We start from the raw sequence: 18,640 nt of genomic DNA on the forward strand, positions 1-18,640 counted from the left end.
GGCCCGCCCGCGTTACGGGATCAGCTCCCGGTGCTGCCGCAGGGCTCGCGGGCCTCGATGTCCTTCACGGCCGGCCCGAGGGCCGAGAGCACGGCCGATGCGTCGGTGGTCTCGTTGCGGAGCCGGACCTGGACGGCGGGGTCGCGGCCCTGGGTGGAGAACATCTTGGCGGTCCGGGTGTCCGCGGGCGGCTGGGCGACCCAGTCGACGCCGCCCTCGTCGATGCAGTCACCACCGGCCTCTGGCTCGGGCATTCCGCAGTAGACGATGACGTCGCCGTCCCCCCAGGCGGCGGCACCGGTCACGTCCGATCTCTCCAGGTCGTACCCGCCCAGCTCGGCGGGTAGCTTGCCGGTGAGCGTGTCGCAGGCCGGACCGGCCGAGTGCGGAGGCCTGGTGAGGTTGTAGCCGGACCCACCGCATCCGGCGACGAAGGCCGTACCGGCGGTCAGAGCGGCGGCGAGGCGGAGCGGCCCGCGGATGTTCCTGGTCAACACATTCCCCCGTGTGGGTGATTTGTCGGTCGGTAGGGAAATCTATCGCCCGACTGCGAGCCGCCCGTACGCAGACTGCGCACCGACTGAACGCAGAGCTGGGGAACCACCGGCCGAGATCCGTTAACAGGCAGGCAACTCGGCCGTCGCCACACCGATATACGGACGCTGCACGCTGGACAACGTACGGCCGTGCGGGTGCCGTGAACCGGCCGGGGCGTCGTCTTGTCGCTCCGGCCGGTTGCCCGACCGCCGGTGGCTTGGGGCCGACGAGGCAGGCCCCCCGGGGGTCAGGCGCGGGGCAGCCCCAGCGACCGCTTGAGGAAGTCCACCTGGAGCAGCAGCAGGTTCTCCGCCACCTGCTCCTGAGGAGTCATGTGCGTGACCCCGCTCAGCGGGAGCACCTCGTGCGGCCGCCCGGCCGCCAGCAGCGCCGAGGAGAGCCGCAGCGCGTGCGCGACCACCACGTTGTCGTCCGCGAGCCCGTGGACGATCATCATGGGCCGCACCTGCTCGGCGGCGTGGGAGAGCCCGTCCTCGGTCATCAGGGCGTTGTACGCGTACACCTCGGGCTGCGCGGCCGGGTCGCCGAGATAGCGCTCGGTGTAGTGCGTGTCGTAGAGCCGCCAGTCCGTCACCGGGGCGCCCACCACAGCCGCGTGGAAGACGTCGGGGCGGCGCAGCACCGCTAGGCCGGAGAGGTAACCCCCGTACGACCAGCCCCGGATGGCGACCCGGTCCAGATCCAGCGGGAACCGCCCGGCGAGCGCGTGCAGGGCCTCGATCTGGTCGTCCAGGGTGAGGGCGAAGTCGTCCCGTACGGCCTTCTCCCAGGCGGGCGAGCGGCCCGGCGCGCCGCGCCCGTCCGCCACGATCACCGCGAAGCCCTGGTCCGCGAACCACTGCGAGGTGAGGTACGCGTTGTGGGCGGCGACCACCCGGCGGCCGTGCGGTCCACCGTACGGATCCATCAGTACCGGAAGCGGACCGTCCGACTCCTGGTAGTCCGACGGAAGCAGCACGGCGCACGGAATCCGCCGTGCGCCCCCCTCGGTGAGCTTGACCCGTGCCGAGAGCACCGGCTCCTGGGCGTGGTTCGCGATCCGGACCAGCTGCTTGCCGTCCCGGACGACCCAGGCGGCCGATCCGGGCTCGTCCGGAGTGGCCGAGACCAGCACCGTCAGATCGCCCGAGCGGACCGCGGAGTGCACACCCGCCCCTTCGGAAATCCGCTCGATTCCCAGCTCGTTGACCCGGTACACATGGCTCTCGCCGGTCTCCGGATCCGCCGCCTCCTCGCCCGCCACGGCCGAGACCAGGATGTCCGACTCGCCGATGTCCAGCACCGCCTGGATGTGCAACTGCGCTCCGGTCAGCGGCCGGTCACCGACGGCCAGCACCCGCGCGCCGCCCTCGTCCACGATCCGCACGAGCCGCCCGTCCGGCGCCCACGCGGGCACCCCGCCGAACAGATCCAGCCACACCGGGTCCTCGTCGACGTGGACGATCCGGGTCTCACCGTTCTCCGGATCCACCGCCAGATACCGCTGACTGCGCTGGTCACGGGCCTGCACGAGCAGCAGTGGGGCGCCCGCGGAGGACCAGTGCACCTGGGCCAGGTACGGGAACGCCGCCCGGTCCCACAGCACTTCCCGGCGGCCCCCCGCCAGGTCCATCACGAAGAGCCGCACCTCGGCGTTGGGCGTCCCCGCCGCCGGATAGGCCACCTCGGCCGGCTTGCGCTCCGGATGCGCGGGATCGGCGATGAACCACCGCTGTACGGGGCTGTCGTCGGCCCGGGCGACCAGCAGCCGGTCCGAATCCGGCGACCACCAGAAGCCCCGGAAGCGGTGCATCTCCTCGGCCGCGACGAACTCGGCCAGGCCGTAGGTGACATGGGCACCCTCCGGCTCCGCCAGCGCCCGGTCGTCCTCGCCCTCGGCGCCCACGACCCGCAGCGCGCCCTTGGAGACGTAGGCGATGCGGCGCCCGTCGGGGGAGGGCCGGGGGTCGATCACCGGGCCCGGAACCGGCAGCGCCCGCGCCGTACCGGCCCGCAGCTCGGCCACGTACACCTTTCCGGACAGGGCGAACGCTGCCAGCTCGGCCGCCGCGTCCACCGCGTAGGAGACGATGCCGGCCGACCCCTCCCGGGTCCGCTCGCGCCGGGCCCGCTCCTGCGGCGACAGCCGCTCCGCCGAACCGCCCAGCAGCGCCTCGGGGTCGGCGACCAACCGCTCCTCCCCGGAGGCCGGATCGAGCACCCACAGACGGTTGGTCCGGTCGGTGCCCGAGGTGGAGCGCAGGAAGATCACCCGCGTCTCATCCGGTGAGACGGTGAAGGCGCGCGGTGCGCCGAGAGTGAACCGCTGGGTCCGTGCGTGCTGGCGGGGAAAAGACAGCTTCGGTGAGGTCATGGCCCCGAACTTAGCCTCGCGCAGCGGTCCGTGCGCCCCTCGTGCTGCTGTGCCCCGATCAATGCGTTGGCACGGATAGTTATGATCCGTAGCGCTCGGTGGGTAAGAACCCATCGGCTCTGTGTCCCCGTGTCCCGTCCCGACCGTACTGATGGAGGTGAACCGCCGTGGCGCTCTCGATTTCGGCGGTGGTGCTGCTGGCGATCATCGTCTTCCTGCTGATCCGGAAATCCGGACTGAAGGGCGGACACGCGGTGGTCTGCATGCTGCTGGGGTTCTACATCGCGAGTTCGTCCGTAGCGCCGACCATCTCGGACCTGACGTCCAATGTGGCGGGGATGATCGGGAGCATCAAGTTCTGACCGTGCGCACTCGCTTTCCGACCGCGTGTACCCGCTTTCCGGCCGGGTACGCCCGCCGTTGACGCGGTCGGCGGGGAGCGGGGGACGCCGGGGGCCGCCGGGCTCGTAGGGTGGTCCCCATGAAGGACCTCCCCGCCCGCCGTCTGCTGCTGGTGCACGCGCACCCGGACGACGAGTCGATCAACAACGGCGCCACCATGGCCAGGTACGCGGCCGAGGGCGCCCACGTCACGCTGGTGACGTGCACGCTGGGCGAGGAGGGCGAGGTCATTCCGCCCGCCCTCGCCGGCCTCGCCGCCGACCGGGACGACGCCCTCGGCCCCCACCGCGTGGGCGAACTGGCAGCGGCGATGAAGGAGCTCGGCGTCACCGACCACCGCTTCCTCGGCGGCGCGGGCCGGTTCCGGGACTCCGGGATGATGGGCACCGAGCAGAACGAGCGCCCCGGCGCCTTCTGGTCCACCCCGGTGGACGAGGCGGCCGCCGCCCTCGTGGAGGTGATCCGGGAGGTCCGCCCCCAGGTGCTGGTCACCTACGACCCCGACGGCGGCTACGGCCACCCCGACCACATCCAGGCCCACCGGGTCGCGATGCGCGCCGCAGACCTGGCCGCCGACCCGGCGTACGGCACCGGCGCCCCGCACACCGTCGCCAAGATCTACTGGAACCGGGTGGAGCGGGCCGTCCTCGAGGCCGCCTTCGACCGCCTGCGCGCCACGGCGCCGGACGCCTTCCCGGGCATCGCGGCCGTGGACGACGTCCCGGGCGTGGTGGACGGCGACGAGATCACCGCCGAGATCGACGGCTCGGCGTACGCCGGGGCGAAGACTGCGGCGATGCGCGCCCACGCGACCCAGATCGTGGTGGACGGCCCCTTCTTCGCCCTCTCCAACGGCCTGGGCCAGCCGCTGCTGACGACCGAGTGCTACCAGCTGGTGCGGGGCGTTCCGGGGGCCGTGGGGGGAGCACGGGAGGACGACCTGTTCGCGGGGGTGCCGGAGGCTGGGGCGGCTGCGGCTGCGGCTGCGGGCGCAGGTGCTGCTGCTGGTGCTGGTGCTGGTGCGCCGAAGGGTGTCGTACGGGGCGGGGTCCCCGGTTCCGCTTCGGGTGCCGGGCCGGATTCCGGTTCGGGGGTGGGGGCATGAGCCGGAACCCCGGCAAGGGCCGCGACCGCGCCCGCGCACCGCACGACGAGGCGCCGCCGACCAAGGCGGTGCGGACCAAGGCGGCGTCCGGCACACCGGGCAGCAGCGCCCCGCGGACCAACGCGCCGCCCCAGGGGCCCGAAGGCTCGGGCTTCACCGCCCGGCCGAACCCGGTCCGGATCGCGGGCTACTTCGGGCTCGCCGTGATCGGCGCCCTCGTCGCGCTCGCCGGGACGCTCGTCCAAGCGGCGTGGTTCCCCGGCGGGTTGGTCATCGCCCTGGCCGGCTCCGCCGGCCTCTTCTACGGCGGCCGGGTCCTGACCGGCACCCAGATCGGCGCACTCGCGCCGGCGGTCGGCTGGTTCATCACCGTCTTCCTCCTGCTGTCCGGCCGGCCGGAAGGCGACTACGTCTTCGGCGACGAACTCGGCCTGGTGCTCTTCATGGTCGGCGGAACCGCCGTCGCTGTGATGTGCGCCACCACCTCCAAAGTGCCGCAATCAGCCACGCGCAACGGCCGGTCCGGTATCTGAAGTGCTAAGTCCGCGCCCGGAATGCCCCCCACAGGTGTGATGCCGAGGTGGAGGTTTCCCCCGGTCGCGGAGTGTCCGGCGGCGGCGGCCAGTATGGTGGTGCGCGCGCCGAGCCGTCCCCTGGCCTGCGGCATGGGGGAAGTACGGGCGGCGGAGCCAATCGGGAGAACCTGCTTTGAGTCGTGAAACTGACAGTTCGTCCTCCGGGCCCCAGGGGCGCGGTGGAGCCGCGTACCCGTCGGGTACGCCGCCGTACGGATCCCGCCAGTATTCGTCGCCGGCCGGCTCGGACGAGACCCCGGAATCCGTCGATCCGCCCCGGCCCGAAGAGCCCAAGACCGAGACGACGCTGACGACGCGCATCCGGATCAACATCCCCGGGTCGCGTCCCATCCCCCCGGTCGTGATGCGTACGCCGATGGCCGAGAGCGACATCGCCGCCGGCCGTTCCGACGCGGACCGCACCGGATCCACCCCGCGCCCCGGCACGCCACCGTCCGCGCCCTCGGGCCTGGCCGACGGCGCGTCGGGCGGAACCGGCGCGTCCGGTGGCCCGGCCTCCCCGTCGCCCGCACAGGCCAGGGACGGCGGCAGGTCCGCCGACCCGTCCCCGGCCGACGAGCCGCCCAAGGCGAAGAGCGGGAGCGACTGGTTCGCCCCGCGCAAGAGCCCGGCACCGTCGCCCGCACCGGCTTCCGGTACGGGCGGTGCGCCTGGTTCCGGTGGTGCCCCCGGTACGGGTCCCGGGGGTCCCGGTCCTCACGGTGCGGGTGGTCCCGGGCTTCTGGGTTCCGGTGGCCCCGGTTCCGGCGGCTCGGGTGCCTTGGGCGTTCCCGGCACCTCGGGCCCCGGTGGCGGGCCCGACGACGGTGGCCGGTCGCGCCCCGACCTGCCGTACTTCTCGGACGCCGCCCCGCGCCCCGGTGACGGCCCCGGCACCCCCGGCTCCGGCTTCCCCGGCGCCGGAGGCCCGGGCAGCGCCCTGGACGGCTACAGCACGGAGCCCTCCGGCGCGGGCCCGCGCTCCACGCCCGGTCCCGGGGGCCGTACGACTGGCCCGTCCGGCCCCACGACGGGCCCGGTCACCGGCACCTCGGCGCTGACCCCCGACCTCGACGGCGTCCCGGGCCTCGGCGGGCCCGGCCCGATGGCCCCGGGAGGCCCCGGTGGCGTACCGCCCCGGCTCTCCGACGACACCGCGATCCTGACACCGCAGTCCCCGGCGCCCGATTCCGGCCCCGGCGGCCATGTCTCGGGCGACACGCTGACGAGCGGCATCCCCGTGGTGCCGAGCGAGCCCGGCTCGGCGTTCCCGCCCAGGCCGGAGGGGACCGGCGGCCCGTTCCCCGGTGGCCCGGGCGGCCCGGGAGGCCCCGGCGGCCCGTTCCCGGGCGGTCCCGGCGGTCCCGGCAGCGCCTTCCCGGGCGGCCCGGGTGCCACCGGCGGCCCGGGTGATCCGTTCGCCGACGGCCCCGGTGGCCCGGGTGCGCCCGGGCCCGGTCTCACCACCCCGCGCCCGACGCCGACGCCTCCCGCACCCGCCCCTGCGAAGGAGGGCCGTTCCAAGCTGGTCCTGCTCGGCGTGGCCGCGGTCGTGCTGCTCGGCATCGCCTACGGCGCCGGGCTCCTGCTGAACCACTCCGATGTCCCCAAGGGCACCACGGTGCTCGGCGTCGACATCGGCGGCGGCACGAAGGAGGAGGCGGTCACCAAGCTGGAGGCCGCTCTCGGCGAGCGGGCCCAGGCACCGTTGACGCTGTCCGTGGACGGCAAGGAGCAGAAGCTGGACCCGGAGAAGGCCGGCCTCGTCCTGGACAGCCAGGAGACCGTGCGCGGTGCCGCGGGCAGCGACTACAACCCCGTCTCGGTGATCGGCTCGCTGTTCGGCGGGGCGCGCACCGCCGACCCGGTGATCCCGGTCGACGAGGAGAAGCTCGGAGTCGCGCTGACCGATCTGGCGGGTGTCGCCGGGTCGTCCCAGGACGCCACGATCCGGTTCGAGCCGAACAAGGCGGTCGCGGTGCCGGGCAAGCCCGGCAAGACGCTGGACGTCGGCCAGTCGCTGATCTCCGTCCGCGACGCCTACCGCGCCCAGGTGCAGACCGGGCAGGCCCGGGTGGTCGAACTGCCCGTCGCCACCAGGGAGCCCACCATCACCCAGGCCGAACTGACCCGGGCGATGAAGGAGTTCGCCGAGCCGGCGATGTCCGACCTGATCACCATCAAGGCGGGACCGAAGCAGATCCAGTTCGGCCCGGCGCGTTCGCTGCCGCAGATCCTGTCGATGAAGGCCGTCGACGGCCGGCTGGTCGACGTCTACGACAAGGACGCGATCACCACCCTCCTGGACGGCGTCTTCGACGGCATCGAGGCGGTCAAGGCCGACGGCACGAAGCACCCGGTCGGCGCGGACGACGTGGCACAGGCGATGAAGACGGCCCTGACCGGCAAGACCCCGGAGCAGCGCACGGTCACCATCAACCTGACCGGCGAGGGCTGAGCCTCCCGGCCGCACGCAAGCTCGACGGCCCCTGCCCGGACACTCCGGGCGGGGGCCGCGCGCGTACGTGATGTCCGTACCCGAACAGGCGGACAGGCCCCTGTCGCCGAACGGGCCCCGACTCCGCCGAGCACACCCCTGGGGGAGGCTGTCCGGGCGGCTGGGACCGCCATGATGGGCTGATCGCGTGTTCAGTCGGGACGCTCGTTGACTCCATGAACTGATGTCCGGCCTGTGTGCGGTGACCCCAGCCGGCGCGGGGCCGGACGAGCGGCGGTGCGGCGCAGGGGGGACCATGGGGCCATGAGCTCGCCCGACGCCGGTCCGCCGCGCCCGCACCGCGACGAGCGCCCGCCCGATGACGCCGGCCGGCGGATCAAGGTCTGGTTCCGCTTCGTCCCGCGTGAGGACCGGCTGTCGTACGACACCGAGGGGCTGTGGGCGACCCGGCTGAGCGCCGACACCGCCCGGGTCGACAACGTGCCCTTCCTCCAGGACGGGGTCGCCGAGGGCGAGACCGTACGGTTCACGACCGACGCGGACGGGGTGCACTGGTCCACCGGGCGGGTGGCCGACTCGGGGAACTGCACCGTACGGGTGCTGCCCCTGCCAAACGGTCCGCTCGGGCGGAACGCCCGCGCCGTGCACGAGCGGCTCGCCCCGTTCGGGCTGGGCGGCGAGGTCTTCAGCGCGGACTTCCCGCTGGTCGCGTTCACCGTGCCGGGCGGCGCGGACCTCCGGGCGATCAAGGAGCTGCTCGTCAGGGGCGAGGACGAGGGGTGGTGGCACTTCGAGGTCTCGTGCGCCACGGAGGCGTGGCGGGCGGCGTAGGGGCGGGGGTGGGGCCGCCAGGGGCCCCGGCCCGGCCCACGCCCCCGGTCCACCGTTACGGGGTCGGCGGCCCCGCCTCCTCCGCCTCGCCGATCTTCCGGATCACCCGGACCGGATTGCCCACCGCGACCACGTTCCCCGGCAGGTCCTTCGTGACAACGGCCCCGGCACCGACCACCGTGTTCTCCCCGATGCTCACCCCAGGGCAGACGACCGCCCCGCCGCCCAGCCACACGTTGTCCCCGATCGTGATCGGCTGCGCGGCCTCCCACTTGGCGCGGCGTGGTTCCGGGTCGATGGGGTGGGCCGGGGTGAGGAGCTGGACGTTCGGGCCCATCTGGACGTCGGCGCCGATCGTGATGCGGGCGACGTCCAGGAACACCGCCCCGAAGTTGACGAACGTGCGCGGGCCCACCGTCGTCCGGTGCCCGTAGTCCACCCGCAGCGGCGGGCGGATCTCGGCGCCCTCGCCCAGCTCGCCCAGCAGCTCGGCCAGCGCGGCGCGGCGGGCCTCGGGGTCGCCGGCCGACGTGGCGTTGAAGCGCTCGTTCAGGAGCGCCGAGCGCAGGGCGTCCGCCGCGATCTCCGGGTCGTCGGCGAGGTAGAGCTCGCCCGCGAGCATGGCCTCCCGCTGGCTGCCCGGCGCCTTCTTCACTTCGTTCTCGGGGGAGTTGGGGGTGTCCTTGCTGGTCACGAGGCCGTCGTCTCCTTCGCTTCCTTCGTACGAGGTGATCCGTCCCCCCGCAGTCTGCCTGCCGGTTCCTGCCCGCGTCCCGCCCGCAGACCCGGCGCCAGGGCCACCGTCACCACCAGTGCGAGCGCCGCGACCGCCGCCATCCCGGTCCCGGGCGAGGTCAGCTGGGCGACGGAGCCCGCGACGGCCGCGCCCACCCCTTGCATCGCCAGCATCCCCGACGAGCTCAGCCCCAGCGCGTGCCCGCTCAGCTTCTCGGGCGTCAGGGCCATCAGCCGTTCCTGGAGCAGCAGGCTCGCGCTGAAGCCGACGCTCGCCAGCACCACCGCCACCACCGCCACCGGCAGGCCGGGACCCAGGGCGAACAGCAGGTACGGGGCGGCCAGCACCAGTCGCAGCGGGGTGCTGAGCCGGGCCCGCCACCGCCCCGGCACGAACCGGCCGACCAGCATGTCCCCGGCCAGCATCCCCACGGCCCCGCAGGCGAAGAGGAGCCCCGCGTGCCCGGGCGCGTAGGCGATGTACAGGGACTCGCACCCCACGACCAGCCCGTTGGGCACCCACAGGGCGAGGTAGACGGAGCGGCGGGGTGCGGACGACCAGAGGAGCGCGTTGGTCCGCCAGGTCTCCCGGACCGAGCCCCGGCCGGTGGCGCGGGGCGGCCGGGCGGTGAGCCCGAAGCGGGCGAGGGCGGCCGCGACGACGTACAGGCCCGCCCCCACCAGCAGCGTGCCCCGCGCCGAGAGGGCGGTCACCAGCACTCCGCCCACCGCGAACCCGAGGATCTGCATGGTGCCCACCGACATGTTCAGCACGGAGCGGCCGAGCAGGAAGCCCCGCTGCGGAAGGATCTCGTTGAGCAGCCCGTACCGCACCCCGCCGCCCAGTGAGGAGGCCACCCCGAGCCCCAGCAGGACCGCGAAGGCGGCCCAGAGCGGCAGCCCGGGGATCGCCTGTACGCCGGTGCCGAGCGCGAACAGCAGCGCCAGGCCGGTCAGTGTGGTGCGCGGTGGCAGCCGGTCCGCCGCCGACAGCAGGGTGAGCGCCCCGGCGACCTGCGCCAGGGACGGCCCGAACATCGCCAGCGCCGACAGCAGCGGTGAGCCGGTCGAGGCGTACACGAGGGTGCCGAGGGCGAGGCCGGTCGCGGTCTGCGCCGCCACCTGAACGGAGACGGTCGCGAAGAAGGGGAGGAACTCCGGGGTGCGGAAGAGTTCGCGGTAGGTGCGCATCAGCGGAGTGTGCGGGGGCGCTCTGCGGGCTCGTTACTCTTTCGCTGAGGAACGAAACATCGAGGACCTCGGGGTGGCCCATGGGCTGGTGGCAGATCAGCACCGACACCCTCGCGAACAGCCGCTTCGTCGTCTCCGCGCTGGCCGAGACGGTGGCGAGCCTGCGCACCCTGGAGCTGGCCGTCGCCGCGCATCCGCGCGAGCGCGCCTGGCTGGAGCGGTGGCTGCCCGTCCACCGGCGGTGGCAGTCCGGGGACCCGCTCTCCGCCCGGATCGTCCGCGCCGCCTTCACGCCCCGCTGGAGCGCCGACTTCCTCACTCCCGCCCCCGTCCCCCCGCCTGCCGGGCAGGAGCCGGACACCTTCGCCCAGGAGCTGGCGCGGGTCCGGGCGACGCCGCCGGACGTGGCCCGCGCCGATCTCGTCGCGTGCCTGCGCGGACCGCTGCCCGCCGCGCTGGACCGGGACGACCTGGCGCGTCGGAGCGCCGACGTCCTGGAGTGGGTGTGGACGCGTGCCGTGGAGCCGGAGTGGCCCGCCCGGCGCCGGATCCTGGAGGCCGATGTGATCGCCCGGGCCGCCCAGCTGAGCCGGGGCGGCTGGGCCCAGGCGCTCGACGGGATGCGGCCGGGGATGCGGTGGCTGGGGGAGAGCCGGCTCCAGATCAACACGTACGACAACCCGCCGCGCGACCTGGGCGGCGCCCAGCTGGTGTTCACCCCCGTCACCGCCGACGTGGGCTGGGTCTGCTGGGACATCCCGCACCGCTACGGCGTCGTCTACCCGTGCTCGGGCGCGCTCGCCGACACCGGGCGTGCCCCCGTGCCGCAGGCGCTCGGCGCGCTGATCGGCCCGGCGCGGGCGGGAGTTCTCGTCCTGCTGGCCTCGCCGCTGAGCACGACCCAGCTCACCGCGCTGACCGGGCAGGGGCTGGGGTCCGTCGGGCGTCACCTGCGGGTCCTGCTGGACGCCAGGCTGGTGCGCCGCCGCAGGGACGGACGGTCCGTGCTCTATTTCCGCACGGCTGCGGGAGACGGGCTGGTGCGCGCTGCGGGCTGAACGCGCCCCGTGCGCGCCCCCGTCCGCAGCTGGGAAGTCACCGGAAGACGATGCGGTCCGCATGGCTCGCGCGCATGTATGAGTCGTGACATCGGTGACTGTTGGGGATGCTCATCTTTGTGACAATTTCTCTCTCGCCAGCAACGACCGAGCGAGGGGAATGTCGTGAATCCGGAGTACGCCGCGTACTGCCAGGCCGACCGACACTTCTACGACGTCCCCCACCGTTCCCTCGAAGAGGGCGACGACGACCGTTCGTTCTACGCTCCGGTCCGGGGCGCGGCACCCCAGGGGTGGACCCGCTCCCGGCGCGGCGACTGGCTCTCCTTCAGCCCGGACGGGCTCCGGCTGCCGCCCCAGGGCTGGAAGATCCACATATCGGCCGCCGCCGACAACGCCGCATCGGTGCTGGAGCGGGTCGCCGCACACTGTCTGGCCCACCGGCTGCCCTTCAAGTGCGTACCGTCGCCCGGCCTGTTGAACCTGCGTAACGCCAAGTACGCGGACCGGGCGGGGAGCGGCAAGTTCATCACCGTCTACCCGCACTCCGAGGACACGTTCCCCGAGGTGTGCACCGCCCTGATGAAGCTGCTGGAGGGCGAGCACGGCCCGTACATCCTCAGCGATCTGCGGTGCGGAAACGGTCCGGTGCACACGCGGTACGGAGCGTTCGCCGCCCGCTTCTGCACGGGGCCCGACGGGCGGCCCGTGCCCGCCGTCGCCGACCCGCAGGGCCGCCTGGTCCCCGACGACCGGGGCCCGGCCTTCCGGATACCCGCCTGGGTGACCCCGCCGGACTTCCTGCAGCCGCATCTCGAAGCCCGCGCCGCCGTCGGACTCGGCGATGTGCCGTACACCGTCGAGAAGGCGCTCCACTTCTCCAACGGCGGCGGGGTCTACCTCGGCCGGGACACCCGCACCGGCGAGCAGGTCGTCCTCAAGGAGGCCCGCCCGTACGCCGGGCTCGCCGCCGACGGGGCGGATGCCGTCGCCCGGCTGGAGCGGGAGCGGGCCGCGCTGGAGCAGCTGGCCGGACTGGACTGCGTACCGGCCGTGCACGACGCGTTCGAGGTCGGCGGCCACCACTTCCTCGTCCTCCAGTACCTGCCGGGGACCACCCTCAACACCGTCTTCGCCCGCCGCTTCCCGCTCGCCCGGCAGAATCCGGCCCCGGAACTGCTCGCGGAACACGCGGCGTGGGCCGAGGAGGTGTACGGGAAGGTCGAGCGCGCCGTCGAGGCCGTACACGCCCGGGGAATCGTCATCAGCGACCTGCACATGAGCAACGTCATGGTCGACGAGGAGACCTCCCGGATCACTCTGCTCGACTTCGAGGCCGCCTCACCGGCCGGTGACCGGCGCCGCCAGATCGTCGCCAACCCGGCCTTCGTGGCCCCGCCCGACCGGCGCGGCACCGAGATCGACCGGTACGCGCTGGCCTGTCTGCGGCTCGCCCTGTACCTGCCGCTCACCACGCTCTTCGGCATCGACCGCACGAAGGCCGCCGGTCTCGCCCGCGAGATCGCGGACGTCTTCCCGGTGGGGGAGGAGAGCCTGCTGCCGGCGGTGGAGGAGATCCTGCGGGGTACGCGGACTTCCGCCTCACCGCCGCCCGCCCCCGGTGACTGGCCGGAGAGCCGCGACTCGATGGCCCGCGCCATCGCCGCCTCCTGTACGCCGGACCGCGAGGACCGGTGTTTCCCCGGTGACATCGCCCAGTTCGCCACGGCGACCGGCGGCCAGTCCTTCGCCTACGGGGCGGCGGGCGTGCTCTACGCCCTGCACGCGACCGGCGCCCCGCGCTGCGAGCCGGCCGAGGAGTGGCTGCTGCGGCAGGCCAAGGACCCGGCCTCCGGCTCCCCCCTCGGCTTCTACGACGGCCTCACCGGCATCGCCTGGACCCTGAACCGGATCGGCCGAACCGCCGAGGCCGCCGAGCTCACCCGGATCATCCTCGACCAGCCCCTGGAAGGCCTGACACCGGGCCTGCACAGCGGGTACGCCGGTATCGGGCTCGCCCTCGACGACCTGGCCCGCGCCGCCTCCGCCGCCGAAGGCCCGGCGCTCGCCGCCGCGGCGGGCCGCTGCACCGCCCTCGCCGTACGCGCCCTCGTCGACGGCCCGCCCTCACCCCGGACAGGCCTCCTGCACGGCGCGAGCGGGGTCGCCCTGCTGCTGGTCCGCCGGTACGGGACCACCGGGGACACCGCCCTCCTCGACCTCGCGGCCGGCGCCCTGCGGCGCGACCTGGACCGGTGCAGGGCGGGCGACGACGGCGAACTCCTCGTCGTCGAGGGCAAGCGGCTGATGCCCTATCTCGGAGCGGGCAGCGCCGGCATCGCGGCCGTCATCGACGCCTACCTGGCCCACCGCCCCGACCCGGAGATGGAGGCCGCGGGCCGCGCCCTGCTCCCGGCGGCGCTCTCCGCCTTCTACGTCCAGCCCGGACTGCTGCGCGGCTCGGCCGGACTCCTCATGCACCTGGCGGCCACGCCCCTGTGCGACGAGGAGGCCCGGCAGCGGGCTGTCCGCCTCCACACCCGCCTCCTGGCCGGCCACGCACTCGCGTACGAGGGCGGACTCGCCTTCCCCGGCGAACAGCTGATGCGGATGTCGATGGACCTGGCCACCGGGACCGCCGGCTGCCTGCTCGCCCTGGGCAGCGCGCTGGACACCGCGCCGGGCCCGCCCACCACGCTTCCCTTCCTCGCCGCCGCTTCCCAGGCGGCACACCCCGGCCGCGCGAGCGGCCCCACGGACCGGCTCCTTCAGGGGTCGTAGCACCACAACCGCTCAACACCCGGCCGGAGCAACAGGTTCCGGTTACCGTCCCAGAAAGGAAACACCATCATGGCGCTTCTCGACCTTCAGGCGATGGAGACCCCGGCCGAGGACTCCTTCGGTGAGCTCGCGACGGGCAGCCAGGTCTCGCTGCTGGTCTGTGAGTACAGCTCGCTGAGCGTGGTCCTCTGCACCCCGTGACGCCTCGCCGCCCGCTCCGCCGGTGATCACACCGGCGGACCGGGTGGCCCGTCCGCCGGTCCCGCGCGGTTCGTCCGCCCGGGGCCGGCGGCGTCCGTACGTCCGTACGCGATCGACGCGGTTCCGGAAAGGGAGACACGTGCGGCTGAAACCCCGCCCCCCGGCGGAAAGCGGCACCCGACGGCTCGCCCGGCGCCATCCGGCCGCCCTCCTGGCCCTGTTCCTCTGCTCCACCGGCGGCGCGCTCGCCGCCCTCGGCCTGCCGGCCGCCCTCGGCCACACGGTCGACGGGCTCATCGACGGCGGGCCCGTGCCCTGGCCGGGGCTGCTGCTCTGCGTCGTACTGACCCTCGCCGAGACCGGGTTCGACGCGGGCGCGGCCGTGCTCGGCACCAGCACCACCGCCCGGCTCACCGCCCACCTGCGCACCCGCACCACGGCCCGCGTCCTGGCCGCCGAACCGCGCGACGCCCTCGCCGTACCGACCGGCGACCTCACCGCCCGGCTCACCGCCCGCACCGCCGACGCGGCGGCCGCACCGGTCACCGCCGCCGGAGCCGTCGCGGGCGTCCTGCTCCCTGTCGGCGCGGTCACCGGCCTCTTCCTCATCGACCCCTGGACGGCGGCCGCCTTCCTCCTCGGCGCACCCCTGCTCGTCGCCCTCCTGCACACCTTCACCCGCCGCACCGCCGACGCCGGGGCCGACTACCAGCGTGCTCAGTCCGCCATCGCCCACCGCCTCACCGAGGCGCTCGACGGCGCCGACACCATCCGCGCCGCCCGCACCGGCGCCCGCGAGTACCGCCGCATCCTCGAACCCCTGGGCGCCCTGGCCGGCCACGGCCGGCGTACCTGGACCGTGTACGGGCGGGCCGCCGGCCAGAGCGCCCTCCTGCTGCCCCTCCTCATGCTGCTGGTCCTCGCGGTCGGCGGGCTCCGGCTGGGCGCGGGCGCGATCGGCGTCGGCGACCTCGTCGCCGCCTCGCGGTACGCGGCCCTCGCCGTCGGCATCGGCGCCCTCACCGGAGCGCTCGGCGCCCTGGCCCGCAGCCGCGCCGCCGCCCGCACCCTGGACCCGCTGCTCACCCTGGACCCGCTGCCGCACGAGGGGCTGGGCCCCCTCCCCGGCGGCGCGGGGCACCTCGAACTCCGGGACGTCGGCGTCGTGCAGGACGGGCAGTCGCTGCTCACGGGCGTCCGCCTGACCGTTCCCGGCGGTACGTCGCTGGCCGTCGTCGGCCGCTCGGGCGCCGGCAAGTCGGTGTTCGCGGCGGTCGCCGGACGGCTCCTCGACCCGGACGCCGGAACCGTGCTGCTCGACGGCGTACCCCTGACCGCCATGGACCCCGCCCTCCTCCGGCCCGAGGTCGCCTACGCCTTCGCCCGCCCCGCCCTGCCCGGCACCACGGTCGGGGACACCATCGCCTTCGGGCCGCGGACCGCCGGGCCCCAGGCGGTACGGGCCGCCGCCCGGGCCGCCCGCGCCGAGGGGTTCATCGGGCTCCTCCCGTACGGCTACGCCACCCCGCTCACCGAAGCCCCGCTCTCCGGCGGTGAACGGCAACGCCTGGGCCTGGCACGCGCGTTCGCCCACCCCGGCCGCCTGCTGATCCTGGACGACGCCCTCTCCGGCCTCGACACCGTCACCGAGCACCACGTCCGGCGGGCGCTGGACGAGCGGGCCGGGCGCTGCACCCGCGTGATCGTGGCCCACCGGCTCTCCTCGGCCGCCCGCGCTGACCGGGTCCTCTGGCTGGAGGACGGCCGAGTCCGGGCGACGGGACCGCACGAGGAGCTCTGGGCGGATCCGGAGTACCGGGCGGTGTTCCGTACGGAGGTGGCGGGCGTACCGGACACGCCGGACCCATCCGAGAGGCCGGCACGACCGCGCTCCGAAGCGATGCAGGGAGCGGAGACCCGGTGAAGGCACCCCGACCGGCCCGTCGCGACGGCGCCCTCGCCAGAGTCACGCGCGACGCCCGCCCTTTCCTCCGCGCCCGCACCAAAGCCGTCCTGCGCCTGGCCGGCTGGTCCCTGCTGGAGTTCGTCCAGACCTTCCTCGGCGGATTCGGCGTCGCCAGGGCCCTCGACCAGGGCTTCCTCGCCGGGCGCCCGCTCACCGGCCTCCTGTGGCTGGCCGTCGCCGCCGCGGCCGTGCTCCCCGCCCAGCTCGCCACCCGCGGGGTCTTCGGGCGCCTCGCGGACCTGGTGGAGCCGCTGCGCGACGGGCTGGTGCGGCGCGCGGTCTCCCGGGCGCTGTCCGGCGCCCTCGCGCATCCCGCCGACACCACGGCCCGCTCCCTCTCCCAGGTCACCCATCAGAGTGAGATCGCCCGGGACGGCTGGGCCGGACTCGTCCTGACGCTGCGGTCGTTCGTCTTCACGGTGGCCGGAGCCGTGGCGGGCCTGCTGGCCCTGGAGCCGAGGCTCCTGCTGATCGTGGCGCCCCCGCTGGTCCTGGGCGCCGCCCTCTTCCTGGCCACCCTGCTGCCGATGGCCGCCCGCCAGCGCGACTACCTCACCGCCGACGAGGCGTACGCGGCCCACGCGGGCCGGACCGCCGCCGACCTGCGGGACATCGCCGCCGCCGGGGCCGCCGACCGGACGGTGGCGGAGTCCGGGAGCCTGGCCGACGACCAGGTCCGCGCGGCCCGTTCGCTGGCCCGCTGGTCCGGCGTACGGGTGGTGGCGCTCGCGGTCTGCGGCCGGTTCCCGCCGCTCCTGCTGCTGCTCGGCGCCCCCTGGCTTCTGCGCAACGGCCTCACGCCCGGCGCACTGGTGGGCGCGCTCACCTACCTCACCCAGGCGCTGGCCCCGGCGGTCCAGGCGCTGATGACCATGCTCTCCACGGTCGGCGGCCGCCTGCTGGTGGTCCTGGACCGCTTCACGGACGCGCCGCCGCCGCCGGCCGACGACGAGGCCGACGACCGCGCGCCGCTCCCGGGGGGCGACGCCCCCGTGGCCGAACTCCACGCCGTCACCTTCGCGTACGGACCGGCCGCGCACCCCGTGCTGGACCGGCTCTCCCTCACCGTCGCGCCCGGCGAGCACCTGGCCGTCGTCGGGCCGAGCGGCAGCGGCAAGTCGACGCTCGCCGCCGTCCTCGCCGGGGTGGAGGCGCCGACCGGCGGCTCGGTGCGGTGGCAGGGGCGGCCGGTGCGAGCGGCCGAGGCCACCTCCGTACGCGTCCTGCTGCCCCAGCACGCCTACGTGTTCACCGGCTCGCTGCGCGACAACCTCCGCTACCTCCGCCCCGGCGCGAGCGACCGGTCCGTCGCCGCCATGATCGACGCGCTCGGCCTGGACCCCCTGGTCTCCCGGCTCGGATCGCTCGACGCGGCCCTGGAACCGGACCGGCTCTCCCAGGGCGAACGCCAGTTGGTCGCCCTGGGCCGGGCCTATCTGGTGGCCCCGCCGCTCATCGTGCTCGACGAGGCGACCAGCCGGCTCGATCCGGCCGCCGAGACCCGCGCCGAGCTCGCCTTCGCCGCGCTGCCGGGCGCCCTGGTGGTCGTCGCCCACCGCCTCAGCTCGGCCCGCCGCGCCGACCGGATCCTCGTGATGGACGGCCCCCGCACCCGCTGCGGGACCTCCGCGGAGCTGCTGCGCACCTCGGCCCTCTACCGGGACCTGGCGGGACTCTGGGAACCGGACGAGGAGCCAGGCCGCAAGAACGGCGAACCGGACAGCCGGCCCCCCGGAAACGGGCTCATATCCACCCCGCCTCCTTCGCCCGTCTGATGGCGTCGACCCGATTGCGCGCCCCGGACTTCCGAATGGCGGCGGCGAGGTAATTACGCACCGTCCCCGGGGTCAGATGCAGCCGCTGGGCGATTGTGGAGACGGTTTCCCCGCCCTCGGCAAGGGCGAGCACACTCAATTCCCTGGGCGATAAGGGCATATCGGCAACCTGCAGCAGGCTGAACGCAAGTGACTCGTCGATATGCCGCCCGCCGTCGGCCAGTTTGTGCATGACTTCGGAGAGGTCGTCCACCGGCCGGTACTTGTCGATATAGCCGCGGGCGCCCGCCTCGTACGCCCGGCGCAGCCCCCGGGGCCGGTCGCTGCGGGTGAGGACCGCCAGCGGACAGCCGCTGCCGTGCGGTTCGGCCAGTGACCTCACCTCCTCCAGGACGTCCAGCGCGTCCGGACAGTCGAGGTCGGTGAGCAGCACATCCGGCCCTGGTCCCGGCCCGGTGCCCGCGAGGGCCGAACGTATCGCGCCCCGGTCGGCGGTCGTCACGTCTATTCCCTGCCCCGCACCGAGCAGGGAGGCCAGCGAAGCGCGCCACAGGGGCACGGTGTGGACCAGCAGAACGGTTGTCATCTAGCTGCCCTCGGCATTTCTCTCCTGGCGCGCGCACTACAGGCGTATCGCAGAATGCGATGGTG

Annotated in this window: 15 protein-coding genes; 10 read left to right on the forward strand and 5 right to left on the reverse strand. The window is 74.3% G+C overall.

All coding sequences use genetic code 11. The features are described 5' to 3' along the window. Nucleotides 1–20 precede the first annotated feature (20 nt). Nucleotides 21–494 carry a DUF3515 family protein gene (locus tag ABZ154_RS18285; RefSeq protein ID WP_356833764.1) on the reverse strand — a complete coding sequence of 158 codons (474 nt, stop codon included), beginning with the start codon at nucleotides 492–494 and terminating at the stop codon, nucleotides 21–23. 290 nt (nucleotides 495–784) lie between these two features. Then, nucleotides 785–2,911: a prolyl oligopeptidase family serine peptidase gene (locus ABZ154_RS18290; protein WP_356833766.1), complete on the reverse strand. Its 2,127-nt coding sequence runs from the start codon at nucleotides 2,909–2,911 to the stop codon at nucleotides 785–787. 167 nt (nucleotides 2,912–3,078) lie between these two features. Between ABZ154_RS18290 and ABZ154_RS18295 the strand changes: the two genes are divergently transcribed. The 5 genes from ABZ154_RS18295 to ABZ154_RS18315 all read left to right on the forward strand — a co-directional run bounded on the left by ABZ154_RS18295 (nucleotide 3,079) and on the right by ABZ154_RS18315 (nucleotide 8,282). Next, on the forward strand, nucleotides 3,079–3,273 hold the full coding sequence (locus tag ABZ154_RS18295) for a hypothetical protein (protein ID WP_015611142.1): 195 nt from the start codon (nucleotides 3,079–3,081) through the stop codon (nucleotides 3,271–3,273). Between the two features lie 119 nt (nucleotides 3,274–3,392). Beyond that, nucleotides 3,393–4,418, forward strand: a complete 1,026-nt coding sequence (mshB, locus tag ABZ154_RS18300; RefSeq protein ID WP_356833769.1) for an N-acetyl-1-D-myo-inositol-2-amino-2-deoxy-alpha-D-glucopyranoside deacetylase — start codon at nucleotides 3,393–3,395, stop codon at nucleotides 4,416–4,418. Further along, nucleotides 4,415–4,951, forward strand: coding sequence for a DUF6113 family protein (locus ABZ154_RS18305; RefSeq protein ID WP_356833771.1), 537 nt, complete (start codon nucleotides 4,415–4,417; stop codon nucleotides 4,949–4,951). Before mshB ends, ABZ154_RS18305 begins: the two co-directional genes overlap by 4 nt. A 175-nt stretch (nucleotides 4,952–5,126) precedes the next feature. Beyond that, a complete protein-coding gene (locus ABZ154_RS18310; protein WP_356833773.1) occupies nucleotides 5,127–7,451 on the forward strand; it encodes a hypothetical protein in 2,325 nt (774 codons plus the stop codon). A gap of 303 nt (nucleotides 7,452–7,754) precedes the next feature. Beyond that, nucleotides 7,755–8,282 (forward strand): DUF4265 domain-containing protein, encoded by a 528-nt coding sequence (locus tag ABZ154_RS18315; protein ID WP_356833776.1) that lies wholly within the window; start codon nucleotides 7,755–7,757, stop codon nucleotides 8,280–8,282. A 55-nt stretch (nucleotides 8,283–8,337) separates the two neighbouring features. Here the strand turns inward: ABZ154_RS18315 and ABZ154_RS18320 are convergent, their stop codons facing one another. Continuing rightward, nucleotides 8,338–8,904, reverse strand: a complete 567-nt coding sequence (locus tag ABZ154_RS18320) for a sugar O-acetyltransferase (protein WP_356833854.1) — start codon at nucleotides 8,902–8,904, stop codon at nucleotides 8,338–8,340. A gap of 68 nt (nucleotides 8,905–8,972) precedes the next feature. After that, on the reverse strand, nucleotides 8,973–10,208 hold the full coding sequence (locus tag ABZ154_RS18325; RefSeq protein WP_356833778.1) for an MFS transporter: 1,236 nt from the start codon (nucleotides 10,206–10,208) through the stop codon (nucleotides 8,973–8,975). Between the two features lie 80 nt (nucleotides 10,209–10,288). Between ABZ154_RS18325 and ABZ154_RS18330 the strand changes: the two genes are divergently transcribed. The 5 genes from ABZ154_RS18330 (at nucleotide 10,289) to ABZ154_RS18350 (ending at nucleotide 17,989) form a co-directional block, all read left to right on the forward strand. Continuing rightward, on the forward strand, nucleotides 10,289–11,266 hold the full coding sequence (locus tag ABZ154_RS18330) for a transcriptional regulator (protein ID WP_356833780.1): 978 nt from the start codon (nucleotides 10,289–10,291) through the stop codon (nucleotides 11,264–11,266). 165 nt (nucleotides 11,267–11,431) lie between these two features. Continuing rightward, nucleotides 11,432–14,047: a class III lanthionine synthetase LanKC gene (gene lanKC / locus ABZ154_RS18335; protein WP_356833782.1), complete on the forward strand. Its 2,616-nt coding sequence runs from the start codon at nucleotides 11,432–11,434 to the stop codon at nucleotides 14,045–14,047. 69 nt (nucleotides 14,048–14,116) lie between these two features. Next, complete coding sequence (locus tag ABZ154_RS18340; protein WP_018956281.1) at nucleotides 14,117–14,248, forward strand: SapB/AmfS family lanthipeptide; 132 nt, start codon at nucleotides 14,117–14,119, stop codon at nucleotides 14,246–14,248. A gap of 139 nt (nucleotides 14,249–14,387) precedes the next feature. Then, entirely contained in the window at nucleotides 14,388–16,172 is a 1,785-nt protein-coding gene (locus ABZ154_RS18345; protein WP_356833784.1) for an ABC transporter ATP-binding protein, read from the forward strand. After that, the gene (locus tag ABZ154_RS18350) at nucleotides 16,169–17,989 is read left to right on the forward strand and encodes an ABC transporter ATP-binding protein (protein WP_356833786.1); all 1,821 of its coding nucleotides are present in this window, start codon (nucleotides 16,169–16,171) and stop codon (nucleotides 17,987–17,989) included. Before ABZ154_RS18345 ends, ABZ154_RS18350 begins: the two co-directional genes overlap by 4 nt. Here the strand turns inward: ABZ154_RS18350 and ABZ154_RS18355 are convergent. Beyond that, on the reverse strand, nucleotides 17,958–18,575 hold the full coding sequence (locus ABZ154_RS18355; RefSeq protein ID WP_356833788.1) for a response regulator transcription factor: 618 nt from the start codon (nucleotides 18,573–18,575) through the stop codon (nucleotides 17,958–17,960). The two genes, ABZ154_RS18350 and ABZ154_RS18355, sit on opposite strands and share 32 nt — an antisense overlap. Nucleotides 18,576–18,640: the final 65 nt, after the last annotated feature.

Origin of the sequence: Streptomyces sp. NPDC006261, from assembly GCF_040613515.1 — a bacterium.
Taxonomy (GTDB): Bacteria; Actinomycetota; Actinomycetes; order Streptomycetales; family Streptomycetaceae; genus Streptomyces.

Coding starts and splice junctions, on each gene's coding strand:
- ABZ154_RS18330 (WP_356833780.1), top strand. CDS start 10,289: ATGGGCTGGTGGCAGATCAGCACCGACACCCTCGCGAACAGCCGCTTC.
- ABZ154_RS18340 (WP_018956281.1), top strand. CDS start 14,117: ATGGCGCTTCTCGACCTTCAGGCGATGGAGACCCCGGCCGAGGACTCC.
- ABZ154_RS18305 (WP_356833771.1), top strand. CDS start 4,415: ATGAGCCGGAACCCCGGCAAGGGCCGCGACCGCGCCCGCGCACCGCAC.
- mshB (WP_356833769.1), top strand. CDS start 3,393: ATGAAGGACCTCCCCGCCCGCCGTCTGCTGCTGGTGCACGCGCACCCG.
- ABZ154_RS18320 (WP_356833854.1), bottom strand. CDS start 8,904: ATGCTCGCGGGCGAGCTCTACCTCGCCGACGACCCGGAGATCGCGGCG.
- ABZ154_RS18315 (WP_356833776.1), top strand. CDS start 7,755: ATGAGCTCGCCCGACGCCGGTCCGCCGCGCCCGCACCGCGACGAGCGC.
- ABZ154_RS18290 (WP_356833766.1), bottom strand. CDS start 2,911: ATGACCTCACCGAAGCTGTCTTTTCCCCGCCAGCACGCACGGACCCAG.
- ABZ154_RS18355 (WP_356833788.1), bottom strand. CDS start 18,575: ATGACAACCGTTCTGCTGGTCCACACCGTGCCCCTGTGGCGCGCTTCG.
- ABZ154_RS18325 (WP_356833778.1), bottom strand. CDS start 10,208: ATGCGCACCTACCGCGAACTCTTCCGCACCCCGGAGTTCCTCCCCTTC.